The sequence below is a fragment of the Nitrospirota bacterium genome (assembly GCA_016195565.1).
Classification (GTDB): domain Bacteria; phylum Nitrospirota; class Thermodesulfovibrionia; order Thermodesulfovibrionales; family UBA1546; genus UBA1546.
Genome location: JACPZK010000002.1, coordinates 31,844 through 47,816, shown reverse-complemented (window position 1 = coordinate 47,816; position 15,973 = coordinate 31,844). Strand labels below are relative to the sequence as shown.

The 15,973-nt window shown below is 43.6% G+C and carries 12 protein-coding genes; 1 reads left to right on the top strand and 11 read right to left on the bottom strand.

Annotated elements, in window-relative coordinates; translation table 11 throughout:
* Positions 1-7 precede the first annotated feature (7 nt).
* From HY035_00285 to HY035_00245, 9 genes are all read right to left on the bottom strand, one after another.
* Positions 8-1,288 carry an amidohydrolase gene (locus HY035_00285; protein ID MBI3376828.1) on the bottom strand — a complete coding sequence of 427 codons (1,281 nt, stop codon included), beginning with the start codon at positions 1,286-1,288 and terminating at the stop codon, positions 8-10.
* Positions 1,289-1,355: 67 nt separating this feature from the next.
* On the bottom strand, positions 1,356-2,936 hold the full coding sequence (gene metG, locus HY035_00280) for a methionine--tRNA ligase (protein MBI3376827.1): 1,581 nt from the start codon (positions 2,934-2,936) through the stop codon (positions 1,356-1,358).
* A 26-nt stretch (positions 2,937-2,962) separates the two neighbouring features.
* Positions 2,963-3,877, bottom strand: a complete 915-nt coding sequence (locus HY035_00275) for a stage 0 sporulation family protein (protein ID MBI3376826.1) — start codon at positions 3,875-3,877, stop codon at positions 2,963-2,965.
* A gap of 50 nt (positions 3,878-3,927) precedes the next feature.
* A complete protein-coding gene (gene holB, locus HY035_00270) occupies positions 3,928-4,914 on the bottom strand; it encodes a DNA polymerase III subunit delta' (protein MBI3376825.1) in 987 nt (328 codons plus the stop codon).
* A 300-nt stretch (positions 4,915-5,214) separates the two neighbouring features.
* Positions 5,215-6,558 (bottom strand): insulinase family protein, encoded by a 1,344-nt coding sequence (locus HY035_00265; GenBank protein MBI3376824.1) that lies wholly within the window; start codon positions 6,556-6,558, stop codon positions 5,215-5,217.
* Complete coding sequence (locus HY035_00260; protein MBI3376823.1) at positions 6,555-7,862, bottom strand: insulinase family protein; 1,308 nt, start codon at positions 7,860-7,862, stop codon at positions 6,555-6,557. The genes HY035_00265 and HY035_00260 overlap by 4 nt, the downstream gene beginning before the upstream one ends.
* A 149-nt stretch (positions 7,863-8,011) precedes the next feature.
* The gene (locus HY035_00255) at positions 8,012-9,304 is read right to left on the bottom strand and encodes an adenylosuccinate lyase (protein MBI3376822.1); all 1,293 of its coding nucleotides are present in this window, start codon (positions 9,302-9,304) and stop codon (positions 8,012-8,014) included.
* A 298-nt stretch (positions 9,305-9,602) separates the two neighbouring features.
* On the bottom strand, positions 9,603-10,025 hold the full coding sequence (gene nusB, locus HY035_00250) for a transcription antitermination factor NusB (GenBank protein MBI3376821.1): 423 nt from the start codon (positions 10,023-10,025) through the stop codon (positions 9,603-9,605).
* Between the two features lie 79 nt (positions 10,026-10,104).
* The gene (locus HY035_00245) at positions 10,105-10,566 is read right to left on the bottom strand and encodes a 6,7-dimethyl-8-ribityllumazine synthase (GenBank protein MBI3376820.1); all 462 of its coding nucleotides are present in this window, start codon (positions 10,564-10,566) and stop codon (positions 10,105-10,107) included.
* 114 nt (positions 10,567-10,680) lie between these two features.
* On the opposite strand from HY035_00245, the gene HY035_00240 reads away from it, so the two are divergent.
* On the top strand, positions 10,681-11,379 hold the full coding sequence (locus HY035_00240; GenBank protein ID MBI3376819.1) for a diacylglycerol kinase: 699 nt from the start codon (positions 10,681-10,683) through the stop codon (positions 11,377-11,379).
* A 143-nt stretch (positions 11,380-11,522) separates the two neighbouring features.
* On the opposite strand, the gene HY035_00235 is transcribed toward HY035_00240, so the two are convergent.
* Positions 11,523-14,843 carry a diguanylate cyclase gene (locus HY035_00235; GenBank protein ID MBI3376818.1) on the bottom strand — a complete coding sequence of 1,107 codons (3,321 nt, stop codon included), beginning with the start codon at positions 14,841-14,843 and terminating at the stop codon, positions 11,523-11,525.
* Positions 14,840-15,838 carry a response regulator gene (locus HY035_00230; protein MBI3376817.1) on the bottom strand — a complete coding sequence of 333 codons (999 nt, stop codon included), beginning with the start codon at positions 15,836-15,838 and terminating at the stop codon, positions 14,840-14,842. Before HY035_00230 ends, HY035_00235 begins: the two co-directional genes overlap by 4 nt.
* Between the last annotated feature and the right edge of the window lie 135 nt (positions 15,839-15,973).

The following is a 15,973-nucleotide window of genomic DNA, read 5'->3' as shown; positions in this document are numbered from 1 at the left end:
CCTTCCCTTAGGGTCGCCCTTGTATTCTAATCTTTCCCCGCCAATCTCTGGCTTTAGATAATATCTCCTCTTCATCAGCAGTGCAGAGCCTGCCTTTATCAACAACAAGTTTCCCGTTAACAAATACTGTCTCTACATCTGATGCCCGCGCCGAATAGACTATGTGTGAATAAATATCATACAAAGGCGTAAGATGAGGTTTGTTCAGATTTATTATCGCTATGTCTGCCGCCTTGCCTTTCTCAAGGCTGCCTGTAATGCCTCCAAGTCCAAGGGCATCAGCGCCACATTTTGTCGCCATGAGCAAAGCTTTTTTTGCATCCAGAACAGTAGGGTCATTTGAGACCGCCTTATGCACTTTTGCGGCAGTTGACATCTCGCTCAGGATATTAAGGTCATTATTGCTTGCAGCCCCGTCTGTTCCGAGACTTACCTTTACGCCTGCCCTAAGCATCTCAGGCACAGGCGCAATGCCTGAACTCAGCTTGAGATTGCTCTCTATGCAGTGAGAAACTCCGACTTTATGTTTTGCAATAGCCTCTATATCTTTTTCATCAACCCAGACGCAGTGGGCTGCAATAATGTTCTCATCAAGAAGGCCGATTTTTTTTAGATGCTCAACAGGAGTTAAGCCGTATTTCCCCTTTATCTCTTCAACCTCCCACTTTGTCTCTGAGAGATGCGTGTGAATCATGACATTGTATTTATCGGAAAGTTCCTTTACTTTTTTGAGAGTCTCAGGGCTGCATGCGTAAGCTGAATGAGGCGCAATGCACGGCACAACCAAATCATCGCCTTGCCATTCCTTTATAAATCTTTCCGCCTTGCTTAAATATTCATCTGCCGAATTGCCTGCAATTGTGGGGAAGTCAACTATTCCTGCGCCAAGAACAGCCCTCATGCCGATTTTTTTCGCAGCTATGCTTGAGGCATCCTCAAAAAAATACATGTCATTGTATGTTGTAATCCCAGCCTTAAGCATCTCAAGACAGGCCAACTCTGTTGCATCGGATACAAATTCAGGGCTGAGCCACTTATTCTCAGCAGGCCAGATATGTTCCTCAAGCCATTCCTTTAATGGCAGGTCGTCTGCCATGCCCCTGAAATAAACCATTGCCGCATGGGTGTGCGTGTTTATTAGTCCCGGTAGCACTGCCGTGTTTTTGCCGGTGATTATATTTTTTGAGGAATATTTTTTTGAGACGGTATCATAATCACCGATATCCGAGATATTTCCTTCCAGAATAGCAAGTGCGCCGTTCCTCAGGACAGTCTGGTCTTTGTCCATTGTGATGATATAATCAGCCTGAATAATATAGTCAGCAGTTTGCAAACGATTCACCTATTCACCATACTTATTTCTTTGTCTCAATTCTCGGGAAAAGGTGTTCTGCTTTAGAGACTTTTATTTCATATGATGGTTTCCAGTCCCATTCAAAAATTTCAGGGCTGTACTGTCTTGCCTCATCAACCAAAGATTTTAAGCCAAGCTGTATCCATATCTTCCCGGCGGTATCGGGCATAAAAGGATAAAGCGAGAGCGCTGTGATTCGCAAGGCATTCCAGATATTGAACATAACGATTTTCAATTGATCCGTATTCTCTTTTGCGAGTTTCCACGGCTCTTTCCTTGCTATATAATTATTCGCCTCTCCGATTATATTCCAGATATTTTCAAGCATCAGGCTGAAGTGCAGATGGGACCAATATTCTTTTCTGTGCACATTCATATGTGCATAAGCGCACTGCTCTTCAAGCTCACTTGATGCGCTTGCATCTATGCTTCCAATATCAATTGCTCCTCCAAAATATTTCTCTGCCATTGCACTGAATCTGCTTACGAGGTTGCCGAGGTCATTTGCGAGGTCTGTATTTATACGGTTAATGAGCGCCTGCTCTGAAAAATCTCCGTCAAGCCCGAAAGGCACCTCGCGGAACAGGAAATACCGCAGGGCATCCACACCGTATTTTTCGACCAGGGCATTGGGGTCGACCATGTTTCCGAGAGACTTTGACATCTTCTTTCCATGAACTGTCCACCACCCGTGCGCGAAGATGTTTTTTGGAAGGGGAAGGTTTAATGCCATGAGCATTGTGGACCAATACACAGCATGGGTAGTAAGGATATCCTTTCCCACAAGATGGTGGTCAGCAGGCCACCAATCTCCGGAGTTAAGAGTTAAGAGTTGAGAGTTGAGAGTGGTTGGAGCAAGATATTTTGTTGCCGAAAAATAGTTTACCAAGGCATCAAACCAGACATAGGTGACAAAGTTTTCATCGAACGGCAATGGAATTCCCCATGAAAGTCTGCTCTTTGGCCTTGAGATGCAGAGGTCTCCGAGGACATTATTCCTCAGAAATCCGAGAACCTCATTTCTCCTCGTGTCAGGGAGTATGTAGGAGGGGTTCTCTTCTATATATTTGATGAGCCTTTCCTGATATTTCGACATGAGGAAGAAATAGTTCTCTTCATGTATCCGGTCAACAGGCCGGCCGCAGTCGGGACAGTTGCCTTCCACCAGGTCCTTTTCAGTCCAGAAACGCTCATCAGGAGTGCAGTACCAGCCGGAGTATTCCCTTTTTTCAATCTCTCCTCTGTCCCGGAGCATCTGAAGAAGTCCCTGCACACTCTTGATGTGTGCGTCATCAGTTGTCCGGATAAATGCGTCATTGGATATGTTCAGCCTTTTCCAAAGATTCCTGAAATTGTCCACCATGATGTCTGCATGTTCCTTCGGGGTGCGTTTCTTTTCCGCGGCTGCCTTTTCCACCTTCTGGCCATGTTCGTCTGTGCCTGTAAGAAAAAAAACTTCTTTTCCTTGCAGTCTGTTGTATCGTGAGAGAATATCCGCTGCAATGGTTGTATATGCGTGGCCTATGTGCGGGATATCATTGACATAGTAGATAGGAGTTGTAACGTAGAATCTCTGTTTCATTTAAGGGTTCTTATAGACGGGCTTTATCATTTTTTATGGAATTTTCTCCAGCGCCACCTTTTGCGCTTTCTGTGTTCCTGCCCGGTCTCTTGTTTTTGTCCTGCTGTATTTTCCTTGGCAGTTTCTGTCTGAGGTTTATCAGGAGAAGCAGGGGCAGCGCTCTGGGGAGCAGGGGCTGGTGTTTCTATATGTCTCGAAACAGTTTCTATTACGGTTTCCGGTTGAGACGCACCTTCTCTTTCATCCTCAAGAGGCGTGTTCTCTTCCATGACCATTATCTCATCCTTGGGTTGAATCCCGGCTGATTCATCAGGAATTTCATAGCTCAGGCAGCACATAAGCCTGCCGCAGATTCCTGACAGCTTGCTCATATTAAGCACGAGTTCCTGCTGTTTTGCCATTTTGATGGATATTGGCTCAAATGACGTAAGAAATGTCTTGCAGCATAGTTCTCTGCCGCACATTCCAAACCCTCCGACTATCTTTGCCTCATCCCTTACACCTATCTGTCTCATCTCTATGCGCGTCTTGAACTTTGCAGCGAGGTCTTTTACAAGCTCCCTGAAATCTATTCTCCCGTCCGCTGTGAAATAAAAAACTATTCGTTTTTTGTCCAGAGTAGATTCCGTAAACACAAGCTTCATCGGAAGTCCCCTCGCCATAATCCTCTCAATGCAATAATCCTTCGCCTCTTTCTCAAAAGCCTCGTTGTCCTGTTTTTGCTTAAAGTCTTCCTCTGTTGCTTTTCTCAGCACTTTCTTTAGTTCTCTGGAAGATGTTTCAACTGTGCGCCTCCCTATAATTACGCTCCCTATGCTCAAGCCAAGGTCAGACTCAACTACTACGCAGTCTCCTTTTTTAAATTCCGCGCCTGAACCATTGGCCTCAAAGTCGTAAATCTTTCCGCAGTCCTTAAATCTTATTCCAATAACGTCAGGCATTTATTCCCTCATAAATACAGAGATTAAGCAGCAAGAATTAAACTTATCCATTACTTAGCTCCGGTTTTTAATTTTAAATTCTGCATTATAATTGTTACGTAATTCCATGTAATTGATTTGTTCAGGTTAAAGCCAAGATAACCCTTCAAAAATGACAGCCTGCCGTAAATATCTATTATATCTTTCATCTCTATCGTTTTGCTCATCTCAGTAAATCTGTCTTTAAGGTCTGTATTTATCAGCATGCCGCTTTTCCCTGTTATCTTTAATACAGCAATATCCCTTAAAAGAATGAATGCCTTATTAAACCATAATTCCATCTCTTCCTTGTCTGCCCATGTCTCTTTATTTCTGCCTCCTGACATTTCCCCGAAAAGATTGAAAAACCAGTCCCTCTCTTCCATGAGGTCGCTTGAGACTGCGAGTCCGGGCCTTCCCATGGAAAGCCTTGAAAGAGTTGACAGTTGGGAATCGGTAATCTCCGTATCCTGATTGTCAATGGCCCTTATGACCTCTTTACATTGCTCAGGAGCCAGAGGTGAAAAATTTATCCTTGAGCATCTTGACCTTATTGTTTCAGGCAGCCTGTCAGGGCTTGCTGAGATAAGAATTATGATGCTCTGAGGAGGAGGTTCCTCGAGTGTTTTAAGAAATGCATTTGCGGCAGACGGGTTCATTGTCTCTGCGTCATCAACAATCACGACTTTTCTCTTTCCCTCGTAAGGCGCAAGTGAAATAACCTCTTCAATCATTCTTATTTCATCGACCCGTATCTCTCCCTTTTCAGGCGCTGCCATGAGAAAATCAGGGTGTGTCTGCGAGTCTATTTTCTTGCAAGAAGGGCACTCATCACAACAGTCAATCGGGGTTTTTGGCTTCAGGCAGTTCAAAGTCTTTGCAAGGTTAATCGCAGTGAGCTTTTTGCCTATTCCTGATTCGCCGGCAAAAAGATATGCTGAAGGAATCCTGTTCCTGGCCATTGTGCCAAGCAGGATATTAATCGCTTTCTTCTGTCCTATAATATCTTTAAACGCCATAATTACAAGTTCAAAACTTAAAAAGCAAAATTAAAAATATCGAATCCATTGAGCCTCTTGCAAAAGTATGTTTCCCCTCCCTTGATGGGAGGGGATTAAGGGGAGGGTGAGATAAAACTCATTGATAATTCTTATTTTTCCCCCCTCACCCTAACCCTCTCCCACAAGGGGAGAGGGAATTTTTGAGACTTTTGCAAGAGCTCCATTATTTTGAATTTTGAATTTTAAGTTTTGTTTTTACTTTATTGGGCATTATAACGTTATAGGGAATGAATTGACAAGAGAAATGCAGGGAATTACTTAATATTTCAGTTCAGCCTTCTTCTGATTAGCCACAACAATCAGCACAAAATTTTCCGCATCAAGATATTTTCCGGCAACCCGCTGCACATCTTCTTTGGTTACCGCATTTATGAAAGAAACGTATTTCTCCGCATAATCTAAGCCAAGATTATAAAACTCGACCGTTGCAAGGAAATCCGCAATCTTCCTGCTGGTGTCAAGCCTTCTTGGAAAGCTCCCTGTAAGGTAATCTTTTGCTCCTGAAAGTTCCTCGTCAGAGACTTTCTCCTCTCTGATTTTTCCTATCTGTTTCAATATCTCTTCCGTAGCTGTATTTGCCGATTCATTTTTTGTCTGTACTTCCGCCTGGAATAAACCCTTTTCCTTGCTTGCGGTAAAAAAACTTCTGACATCATAAGCAAGTCCCAGTTCGTCTCGTATCTTCTGCATAAGCCTTGATGAAAAACCGCCGCTGCCGAGTATGTAGTTCATAACAGAAACAGCATAGTAATCAGGATTGTCCCTGCTTATTCCGAGATGCCCGATGATTATAGTCGCCTGTGTAACGTCTTTGTCTATCTTCACGGCCTTTTTTGTTTTCTCCTCGTTCATGGGATGGATTTTTTTCTCGGGCAGTTCAGCTATTTTCCACGGATCAAGATATTTTTTAATGAGAGAGTTTAATTCGCCCGGTGTAAGGTCTCCGACAACTGAAAGCATTGCATTATTGGGGATGAAATATTTTGAATGAAACCTCAAAAGGTCTTCCCTTGTTATTTCTGAAAGGGTTTCTGTCGAGCCTTCCACAAGCCTGCCGTAAGGATGTTCTCCGAAGGCCTCTTTTTTAAATGAACGCTCTGCAAGGAAAGAAGGGTCTTCTTCCTTCTGTTTCAGAGAGCCTTTTATCAGTTCTCTTTTCCTTTCAACTTCTTCCTGAGGGAATACAGGGTTCAGGATTATATCGGAAAAAAGCTCAAAACCCTTTTCTATGTCTTTTTTAAGCACGGATAGCGTTATCGTTGTGTAATCGCCTCCTGCCGAGGCGTCAAGCCCTGCGCCTATAAATTCAATCTCTTCGCTTATCTCTGCTGATTTTCTGTTTTTAGTTCCTTCATCAAGAAGTTCTGCCGTAAGATGAGCAAGCCCTGCCTTTTCTTTCTGCTCGTCAAGCAGCCCGGCTTTTACGATCATGGTAATCATGACAATAGGCAGATTGTGCTTTTCAGAATGCAGAACCGTAAGCCCGTTAGGAAGAATCTTTTTGTTTACATCAAGAGCATGTAACGGAAAGTTAAAAGTTAAAAGTGCAAAGTTAAAAATTATTGAAGAAATTATTATTTTTTTGAATTTTGGATTTTTCATTTTGAATTTTTCGTCGGAATTAATATTCCCACTGTCCTGTTATCTTCATGGAAGTATTTTTTTGCAACCCTGCTTACATCCTCAGGCATTACTTTCTTTATGTTTTCAAGGTACTGCTCCTTAAGCTTCCAATTTCCAAGCATCTCAAACATCCCTGCTATCTGTGCCTGATAATATATTGAGTCCTGTCCCATAACAAACGACGCCTCAATCTGGTTCTTTGCCTTCTGCACTTCACGTTCTGACGGCAGTTCCTTCTTTATCTTTTCTATCTCGGCATACAGCGCGTTTTCAACATCCTTTATGTCTTTGCCGGGCGCTGCTGTTGCATCAAATAAAAAAAGATACTGGTCTTTATTAAAACCGCTGTAGTCAGCAGAAGCGCTGATGGCTAATTTTTTTTCATAGACTATGGACCTGTAAAGCCTTGAGCTTTTGCCGCCTGATAAAATCATTCCAAGCACCTCAAGAGCGTAACTGTCGGGATGGGGAAAACTTGGTGTGTGATATACGGCAATTATATAAGGCAGTTCTGCCTCTCTTTTAAGGCTTATTCTCCGCTCGCCTTTCTGTTCGGTTTCTTTTGAGGTGACAACCGTTCTGCCGGATGCTGGAGAAATGTTTCCGAAAGATGCCTTTATCTTTTTGATAATTTCATCTGCCTGAACATCTCCTGAAACAACAATCACTGCGTTGTCAGGCGAATAATATGCCTTGTAATGACTGAGAAGGCCATCTCTTTCTATTGAAGAAATGTCGGACATCCAGCCTATCACAGGCCAGTGATACGGATGAGACTTAAATGCAGCAGCCAACACCTCTTCGTATAATGAGTTCTGAGGGTCATCCTCATACCGCATCCTCCGCTCTTCCATCACGACATCTCTTTCTGCAATAACCTCTTTTGGATCAAGGATAAGGTTTTGCATCCTGTCAGCCTCAAGCTCTATTGATATGTCTATCCTGTCTGATGCAAGCGTCTGATAATACATCGTGTAATCCTTGGTTGTAAATGCATTGTCAACCCCGCCTTTTTTCTTCACCATCTTTGAAAATGCCTTAGAGCCGTATTTTGGAGTGCCTTTGAACATCATATGCTCAAGCAGATGGCTTACGCCGCTTTTTCCCGCAGGCTCATCCCTTGAGCCGACCCGATACCATATCTGAAAAGTCGCCAGCGAAACCTTATGGTCTTCAATGACCAGAACTTTTAGCCCGTTGTCAAGTTTATATTCCTTTACTCCCGCACTGAGGGATAAGGGGAGAAGGATAATGATGAATATTAAAACTGCCAGTTTTTTCATAATTTTAATGATAGCATAACATAGAGAAAGGGTTGTACAGCACTAAGCGATATGATTTAACGGCGCCTTATCTCGTCGGCTCATGTCGAACTCAAGCCTGCCCCTCATTGATTTTATCTTCTCTATACAATATCAGGCGTTGAACTCAGCTATCCAAACACCCTCTTAAAAATATAATCCACATTCTTGAGGTAATATTTGAGGTCGAAGATTTTTTTTATTTCTTTTGATGAGAGGTATTTTTTGACATCTTTATCTTTCAATAATAATTTTTTGAACTCTATCCCCTTCTTCCAGCTCTGCATAGCATTCCTCTGGACAAGTTCATATGCATCCTCACGGCTCATTCCCTTGCCCGTTAATGCAAGGAGAACTCTCTGTGAATTATAGAGGCCATAACTGCAGTTCATATTTTTAAGCATCCTGTCAGGATATACGTGAAGGCCGTCAAGGATTCCCTTTAATCTGTTAAGCATATAATCAACAAGTATCGTGCTGTCGGGAATAATCACCCGCTCAACAGATGAATGTGAGATATCGCGCTCATGCCATAAGGCAATGTTTTCAAGCCCTGCCATTGCATTTGAACGGACAAGCCTCGCAAGGCCGGAGAGGTTCTCGCATCCGACAGGGTTTCTCTTATGGGGCATTGCTGATGAACCCTTCTGCCCTTTTGTGAACGGCTCCTCTGCCTCAAGAACTTCTGTCCTTTGGAGATGCCTTATCTCAACAGAGATTTTTTCTATTGACCCTGCAATAAGCGAGAGAGTTGTGAGGTATTCTGCGTGTCTGTCTCTTTGCACAACCTGCGTTGCAACAGGTTCAGGCTTCAGTCCGAGTTTTTTACATGCCTTCTCTTCAATCTTTGGAGGTATATTCGAAAATGTGCCGACAGCGCCGGAAAATTTGCCTATGCCTATCACATCCTTAGCCCTCTTCATCCGAACGATGTTCCTCTTCATTTCCTCATGCCAGAGAGCAAATTTAAGTCCGAAGGTCATTGGCTCTGCATGGACTCCGTGGCTCCTTCCTATAGCAGGCGTATTTTTATATTTGTATGCCTGCTTCTTAAGAACAGACATCAGTTCCTTTAGGTCTTTAAGAATAATGTCTGCCGCCTCTTTCATGAGAAGCGAGAGAGCTGTATCAACAACATCGGATGATGTAAGCCCTTTGTGGATGAACCTTGACTCAGGGCCTACATTTTCTGCGACTGATGTGAGGAATGCAATAACATCGTGTTTAACAACACCTTCTATTTCGTCAATTCTTTTTACATCGAACTTTGCCTTTTTCTTTATTTTTACGACTGCATCAACAGGGATCTCCGCAAGCTCTGCCCATGCCTCGCAAACAGCAATCTCGACATCAAGCCATTTCTGGAACCTGCTCTCAGGCTCCCAAAGTTTTCCCATAACCGGCCTTGTATAACGCGGTATCATAATTATCTCCTTCTATTAAAAATTACATAAAAGAATGTCATATTCTACCCTGTATAATCTCAATTTTTCCATCATTAATAACAGCCGAAAAAAGACATAGAACTATAAACGCTTGAATTGCCTGTCATTGCGAGAACCCGAAGGGTTCGTGGCAATCTTATCTCAAAAGGCGAGATTGCGGAGCCTGTTCCGAGTCTGTCATAAGAGATTGCTTCGCTTCGCTCGCAATGACAGACGAGGAATCCTCGCAATGACAACTTTCTATGTCTATTTTTCGGAACAACATAATCTCGGCCCATTACGCCTTTTTCTGCTGAGATTTTATTCCCTTGGCAATTTTGTCCAGAATGCCGTTTATAAATGCCGCCGATTCGGATGTTGAATATCTCTTCGCAATTTCTATGGCTTCGTTTATTGTCACCGCTGTTGGAATATCTTTTCGGTGCAGGAGTTCATAAACGGCAAACCTTAATATGTTCCTGTCAACAGCAGCCATCCTCTGGATTACCCAGTGTTCTGCCGACTTGTTAATTACCGAGTCTATTTCGTCGAGGCTGGAAAGAGTGCCCTTGATAATCTCTGTTGCAAATTTTTTGACTTCATCGTCTTTTTCTTTGTCAGCCCAGAACTGCTTAAGGCTCCTGCCTGTGTCGCTTTTGTTCCCGAAATCAGACTGGAAGAGAAACTGAAGGACATACTCCCTTGCCTTGCGCCGTTTCATAACATAACGACAAGTGAAAAATTGAAAGTTGAGAGTTTAGAGTTTTGGATTTTAAAACTTTTCATTTTTAACTTTAAACTCATAACTTTTTTAATAGCTGCGCCATTTCTATGGCTGTTATTGCTGCATCCCATCCCTTGTTGCCGCTCTTTGTTCCGGCCCTCTCAACTGCCTGTTCGATTGTATCGGATGTGATTACTCCGAATGCAATCGGAACTCCTGTCTCCATCGACGCCGCAGCAACGCCCTTTGACACCTCAGCCGCAACATACTCAAAGTGAGGGGTTGCGCCCCTGATGACTGTGCCGAGGCATATGACCGCATTATATGTTCCTTTTGATGCAAGTTTTTTTGCAATCAGAGGAATCTCGAATGAACCCGGCACCCTTGCGATATCTATGTCTTCCTCCTTTGCTCCATGTCTCAACAGCGCATCCTTCGCTCCGTCAAGGAGTTTGCTCGTGATAAAGTCATTGAACCTGCTTACAACTATCGCAAACTTTAATCCCTTTGCCTGAAGTTCGCCTTCCAATATCTTCATAGAACCTCCCATAATCTCAAATTAGATGCAACTATTATATACTTTAGAGGACAATATTGTGAAGAAACAAAATTTTGGACAATCTTATAGAATATAAAAAACCGGAGATATGATATGCCTCTCAGGAAATTGATAAAGAGCGCGGACTTTGCAATAGAAGGGATTCTTCATGCTGCCAGAACGCAGCGGCATCTGAGGTATCACTTCTACAGCGCTGCCACAGTTCTTCTTGTAAGTTATATCCTTGGCGTTTCACGAATAGAATTTATGTTAATCTCGCTCTCTGTGATAGCAGTACTTCTATCAGAGATGTTTAATACAGCGATAGAGGCGATAGTTGACATCATATCCCCTAACCACACCGAAAAGGCACGCATAGTAAAAGATATCGCTGCAGGCGCGGTGTTCGTAACTGCATTCGGAGCCGCAGTTGTCGGATACATAGTCTTATCCCCTTACATCCGTGATATTTTCCATCAAGGGCTCTACATCGCAAAACACTCAAAAGAAGAGATTGCTATTATCTCATTGATAATAGTCCTTATCCTGGTTGTAATAACAAAGGCGTATTCCGGAAAAGGGCGGCCATTGAGAGGCGGAATGCCGAGCGGCCATGCCGCGCTTGCATTTTCGGCCTGGATAGCAATAACCTTCATAACATCGAGCTTTACCGCGTCCCTGCTGTCTTTTATCCTCGCTGTAATAATCGCTCAGAGCAGGGTTACAGCCAAGGTTCATAACTGGTGGGAGGTATCTCTCGGAAGCCTTATGGGAGCAGTCGTGACGCTTCTGCTATTTAAACTATTTTTGTAACCAACTTTACATCACATTTTTGTCATTCCTGCGGAGGCAGGAATCCAGAACCTTGAAGAATGCTCTCTTTTACTGGATTCCCGCTTTCGCGGGAATGACATTTGGTCTTGTTTAGAGTTTAGAATTTCGGATTTAGGATTTTTTCAGGAGATTGCCTCTACCCTGTTTCTGCCTTTCTCAACAGCAAGCAAAAGCGCCTTCTCCGCAGACCGGAGTAATTCCTCAGCGGACTGCCCGCTGAATTCCAAAATGCCTATGCTTGCGGAAAGCCTGCCATTCGGCTGGTTTTCCTCTTTAAGGAATGGATAATCATGAATTGTTGAGAGGAACCTCTTGCACAAAGCAACTCCGGAGGAAAGATATGTGTTAGTAAGTATCAGGGCAAAGGTATCGCTGCCATACCTTACAGCAACATCGGAGCCCCTGATATCCTTTCTCAAAAGTTCCGCAATCTTCCGCAATGCAAGATTCCCGTAGTATTCTCCGTGTCTGTTCGTATAATGGGTAAAGTAGTCAACCCCGAATATAGCCATTACAAAAGGAAGATTATACCTTCTTGCCCTGCTGGTTTCCTGCGCCAGCCTTATCTGGAAATATCTGTGATTGAATATTCCCGTTATCTCATCAATAAGCCCGGCCCTTTGGGGATGCAAGACTTCGAGATCTCTCAGATGTGTTATAAGCTCCTTTGAACTAAGCGCATCTTTTCTCAATATTTTTTCTATCTGTCCTGTCATAGAAAGGCTTTCATTTTCTGAAAGCGCGCCGGAAGTAAGGGCAAATACAGGTATCATTTTTGTGGCAGGATTTTCCTTAAAACTCTTGATAAGATTAAACCCGCCTTCGGGAATATTCAGGTCTATAATTGCTAAATTGGGATTGGTTGCCAGCGCGAGATTAATCCCCTCCTGAGAATTAGCTGCCGAGTGCACAAGAAATCCTTCGCCTCCAAGGATGTCATGGAAATGCTTTTGAATATCCACATCATTCGTAACAGCAAGGATGGTGACAGGATCGCGCCTCTTTTTTGTTGCTAAAGAGATTTGTTCAAGCCTGCTCAGAATATTCGTCTTGTCCAAGGGCTTTACAATGTAATCTACGGCTCCAAGGGCAAACCCGAGTTCTTTATTGTCTATTATTGAATGGATAATCACCGGAATATCGCTTGTCTCAGAGTCTGATTTAAGGTGCTGGAGAACCTCCCATCCGTTTTTCTTGGGCAGCATTATATCAAGGATTATGGCAAAAGGCTGAAGCTCCCATGCCTTGTTTATCGCCTCTAATCCATCATAAGCATGGGCCACCCTGTATCCTGCCTGAGTAAGATGGATAGTTAATAGCTCTGATGTGGGCAGGTCATCCTCCACTACAAGGATCAACGGGGCATCTTCTGCTGCCCAGGAAAATGCAGGGACGGCTTCTGGTATCACCGGCTTCTCCTCTACAACTATTTCAGGCACAACTACCGGCAGGTATACATTAAATACACTCCCTACGCCATAGGCGCTCTCTACATCTATGATGCCGCCGTGGAGGTCTACAAGTCTTTTTGTCAGAGATAAGCCAAGCCCTGTACCCTCGGTTGACCTTGACGGGTCAAGCTGTTCAAATTCATCAAACACCCTTTCTTTGTCTTCGGCTCTGATGCCGACGCCGGTATCCCAGACCGAGAGTTTCATAAACTCCTGCCCCTTAATAGCCCAGGGGACTAAGTCTCTGCCTATTAATTTTTCTGCCTTTATTCCTACCTTGCCGGATTCCGGCGTAAATTTAATTGCATTGGATAAAAGATTGTAGAGAATCTGCTTGAACTTGACCTTATCCGCAGTAAAATTGGGAAACTCAGGGCTTATATCTGTTTTTAATTCTATAAGTTTTTTATCTGCGAGATGTCTGATGACCATGAGCACCTCATCTGTTACGGCTTTTAAAGAGCACGTCTCCTGTGACAGCTCTATTCTGCCTGCCTCTATCTTTGCGAGGTCTAATATGTTGTTTACGAGATGCAGGAGGTGTTTGCCTGATGTGAGTATATTAGTTATGTGCCTTTGCTGCTTTTCATTTATATCGCCGAAGGTCCTGTCAAGGAGGACTTCCGAGAATCCGACTATAGAGTGAAGCGGGGTCCTCAGCTCATGGCTCATATTTGCTATAAACCGCCCTTTTATTTCGTTGGCCCTTCTGAGCTCCCTGTTTATTTTCTCAAGCTCCCTCGTCCTTTCAAGCACCTTTTCCTCAAGGCCGTGCGTGAGTTCTTCAAGCTCTTTATTTTTATCTTTAAGTTTTTCTCTTAGCTGCTTTTCTTCGGTAATGTCCTTGCTGACGCCGACTGTGCCTATGATATTGCCGGCTTTATCCCTGAGACGGGAGATAGTAAGGCTTATATCCACCTGAGAGCCGTCTTTTTTTAGAAGTTTTGTTTCGTAATTATATACCGCCCCTTCTTCTTTAAGCGCCACAAGAATTTTTGCCCTTTCTTCCTTATCCGCATAAAACCCGGCTGCGTTCTTTCCTATAACCTCATCCACCCTGTAGCCCAGAATCCTTCCCCCGCCTTTTGAGAATTTAACAATCCTGCCCCGGTTGTCAGTCGTGGCAATCATATCCTGTGAATCATCGAGCACTCCCTGAAGATAACCAAGTGATTCCTCAAGCTCATGGAGAAGTTTGAATTTCTCTATTGCCTGCGCAGCAAAAGAAGAGAAAATCTTTATGAGATTTTTATGCCTTTCTGTAAACTCCCTTGGTTTGAAATCATCCAGATAGAGAATCCCGACAATGCCTTCGTCAAGAAGAAGCGGGGATGCAAGCAGTGACTTTATTCCTCCCTGTAATATCTTTGTGCCCTTAAATAGCGGTTCTTTCTCAGTGTCCTGAAACTCAACCGGTTCCTTATCCCTGAGTATGCGGCATGTCAGGCCATCCTTTCTCGGCTTCCATCTCTGCTCTTTAAAGAACTCACGGCTCAATCCCCTATGCGCAGCCATAACCATCTCATCACCGTCAATGAGGGCTATGCTGCCGGCAGGCGCTTCTGTGAGTTTCATGGCAGACTCTAATACTTTATTCAAAACCTCTTTCAGATTTCTGGCTTTCGTAATGCTGATTCCATTCTGGTAGAGAACACCCATATCGTTCTTTGCAAGCTGCTGCCTCCTTACAAGGTCCCAGAGGAATTTTGCGCTTGTGCCTTCAATAATCTCTACAGGATACGGAGCGGCCTGTTTAATGAACTCGCTGACCTTTGGCTCGCCGGTTGAATTTATTACAATCTCAGGGCTCTGACTGAAGAGATCCTTCACATCACTGGCAATAAAAACACCCCATTCTTTTGCAAGGTTAAGCCCGGGGGCTTTATTGTCTTTATCAGTTATGCCGACTACCTTTACCTCTCCGTTTATATGAAATACTTCAAGAAGATAGCTTCCGCCTTTTCCTGCTCCTACTATGGCTACTTTAATCATCCCTTGCCTTCTTTCCCTCTCATCATCTCTACAAACTTCTCAAGGAGTACGGAATCCCACTGGCCGAAGTTTTTTTCTTCTTCCATTTTCTTAGTTGCCTTTTCTATAGAAATAGGCCTTCTATACGGCCTTTCTGATACCATTGCGTCAAAAGTATCCGCGATTGAAAGAATCCTTGCCATAACCGGTATCTGCTCGCCTTTAAGCCCGTCGGGGAATCCCTCGCCGTCCCATCTCTCATGATGATGTCTTATTGCCGGCAGTATTACGCTGAGCGAATGAAGCGGCCTGCATATCTTTTCTCCTATAACAGTGTGCTGCTCGATGGATATTACCTCTTCTTTTGTGAGAATACCGCTTTTACGGAGTATATAGTCTCCTATCCCTATCTTGCCGATATCATGAATAATCCCTGCTTTCCTGATAAGGGCCTGTTCTTTTTCCGGAAACCCGATAAAGGCGGCAAATTCTGCTGAAAGATTTGCTACCCTTTCTGAATGCCCTTTTGTATAAGGGTCTTTTGACTCCAACGCTACCGCCAGCGTAAGGATTACACTCTCTGAATGGTCCAGCTCTTCCTGAAGCTTTTTTAATTTTAGAAGTGAACGGACTTTTGTAGTAAGTTCAATAGATTTAAAAGGTTTAGTTATAAAGTCATCAGCGCCGGCTTCAATGCCGGCTATCTTGTCTTCTAATTCTGACAGTGAGGTTACAAGGATTACAGGAAAGAATCTGGCCCCGCTTTTCTCTTTCAGCCTCTTGCAAAGTTCATAGCCATTCATGCCCGGCATCATCACATCCAGGATAGCCAGATCAGGAGAGGATTTTTCAAGAAGACGGAGCGCTTCATCGGCATTATGCGCAGTCAGGACCTGGCAGCCTTCTCTCTCAAAGATAGCCTCCATCAGTTCTAAGTGAATTTCGAGGTCATCCGCTATGAGGATAGAAGCCTTTTCCTCTTCTATTTCTATCGAACATTCAGGATAGGTTGCCACAAACAATTAAACCACCTGATTGAATCATTTGTCAAGAATCTATAGTAAACGGCAAAAGTAAGTTGTCATTGCGAGGGCGATAGCCCGAAGCAATCTCAAGAAAGGGATTGCTTCGCTCGCAATGACACTTTTTCA

Coding starts and splice junctions, on each gene's coding strand:
- HY035_00285 (MBI3376828.1), bottom strand. CDS start 1,288: ATGGACAAAGACCAGACTGTCCTGAGGAACGGCGCACTTGCTATTCTG.
- metG (MBI3376827.1), bottom strand. CDS start 2,936: ATGAAACAGAGATTCTACGTTACAACTCCTATCTACTATGTCAATGAT.
- HY035_00275 (MBI3376826.1), bottom strand. CDS start 3,877: ATGCCTGACGTTATTGGAATAAGATTTAAGGACTGCGGAAAGATTTAC.
- holB (MBI3376825.1), bottom strand. CDS start 4,914: ATGGCGTTTAAAGATATTATAGGACAGAAGAAAGCGATTAATATCCTG.
- HY035_00265 (MBI3376824.1), bottom strand. CDS start 6,558: ATGAAAAATCCAAAATTCAAAAAAATAATAATTTCTTCAATAATTTTT.
- HY035_00260 (MBI3376823.1), bottom strand. CDS start 7,862: ATGAAAAAACTGGCAGTTTTAATATTCATCATTATCCTTCTCCCCTTA.
- HY035_00255 (MBI3376822.1), bottom strand. CDS start 9,304: ATGATACCGCGTTATACAAGGCCGGTTATGGGAAAACTTTGGGAGCCT.
- nusB (MBI3376821.1), bottom strand. CDS start 10,025: ATGAAACGGCGCAAGGCAAGGGAGTATGTCCTTCAGTTTCTCTTCCAG.
- HY035_00245 (MBI3376820.1), bottom strand. CDS start 10,566: ATGAAGATATTGGAAGGCGAACTTCAGGCAAAGGGATTAAAGTTTGCG.
- HY035_00240 (MBI3376819.1), top strand. CDS start 10,681: ATGCCTCTCAGGAAATTGATAAAGAGCGCGGACTTTGCAATAGAAGGG.
- HY035_00235 (MBI3376818.1), bottom strand. CDS start 14,843: ATGATTAAAGTAGCCATAGTAGGAGCAGGAAAAGGCGGAAGCTATCTT.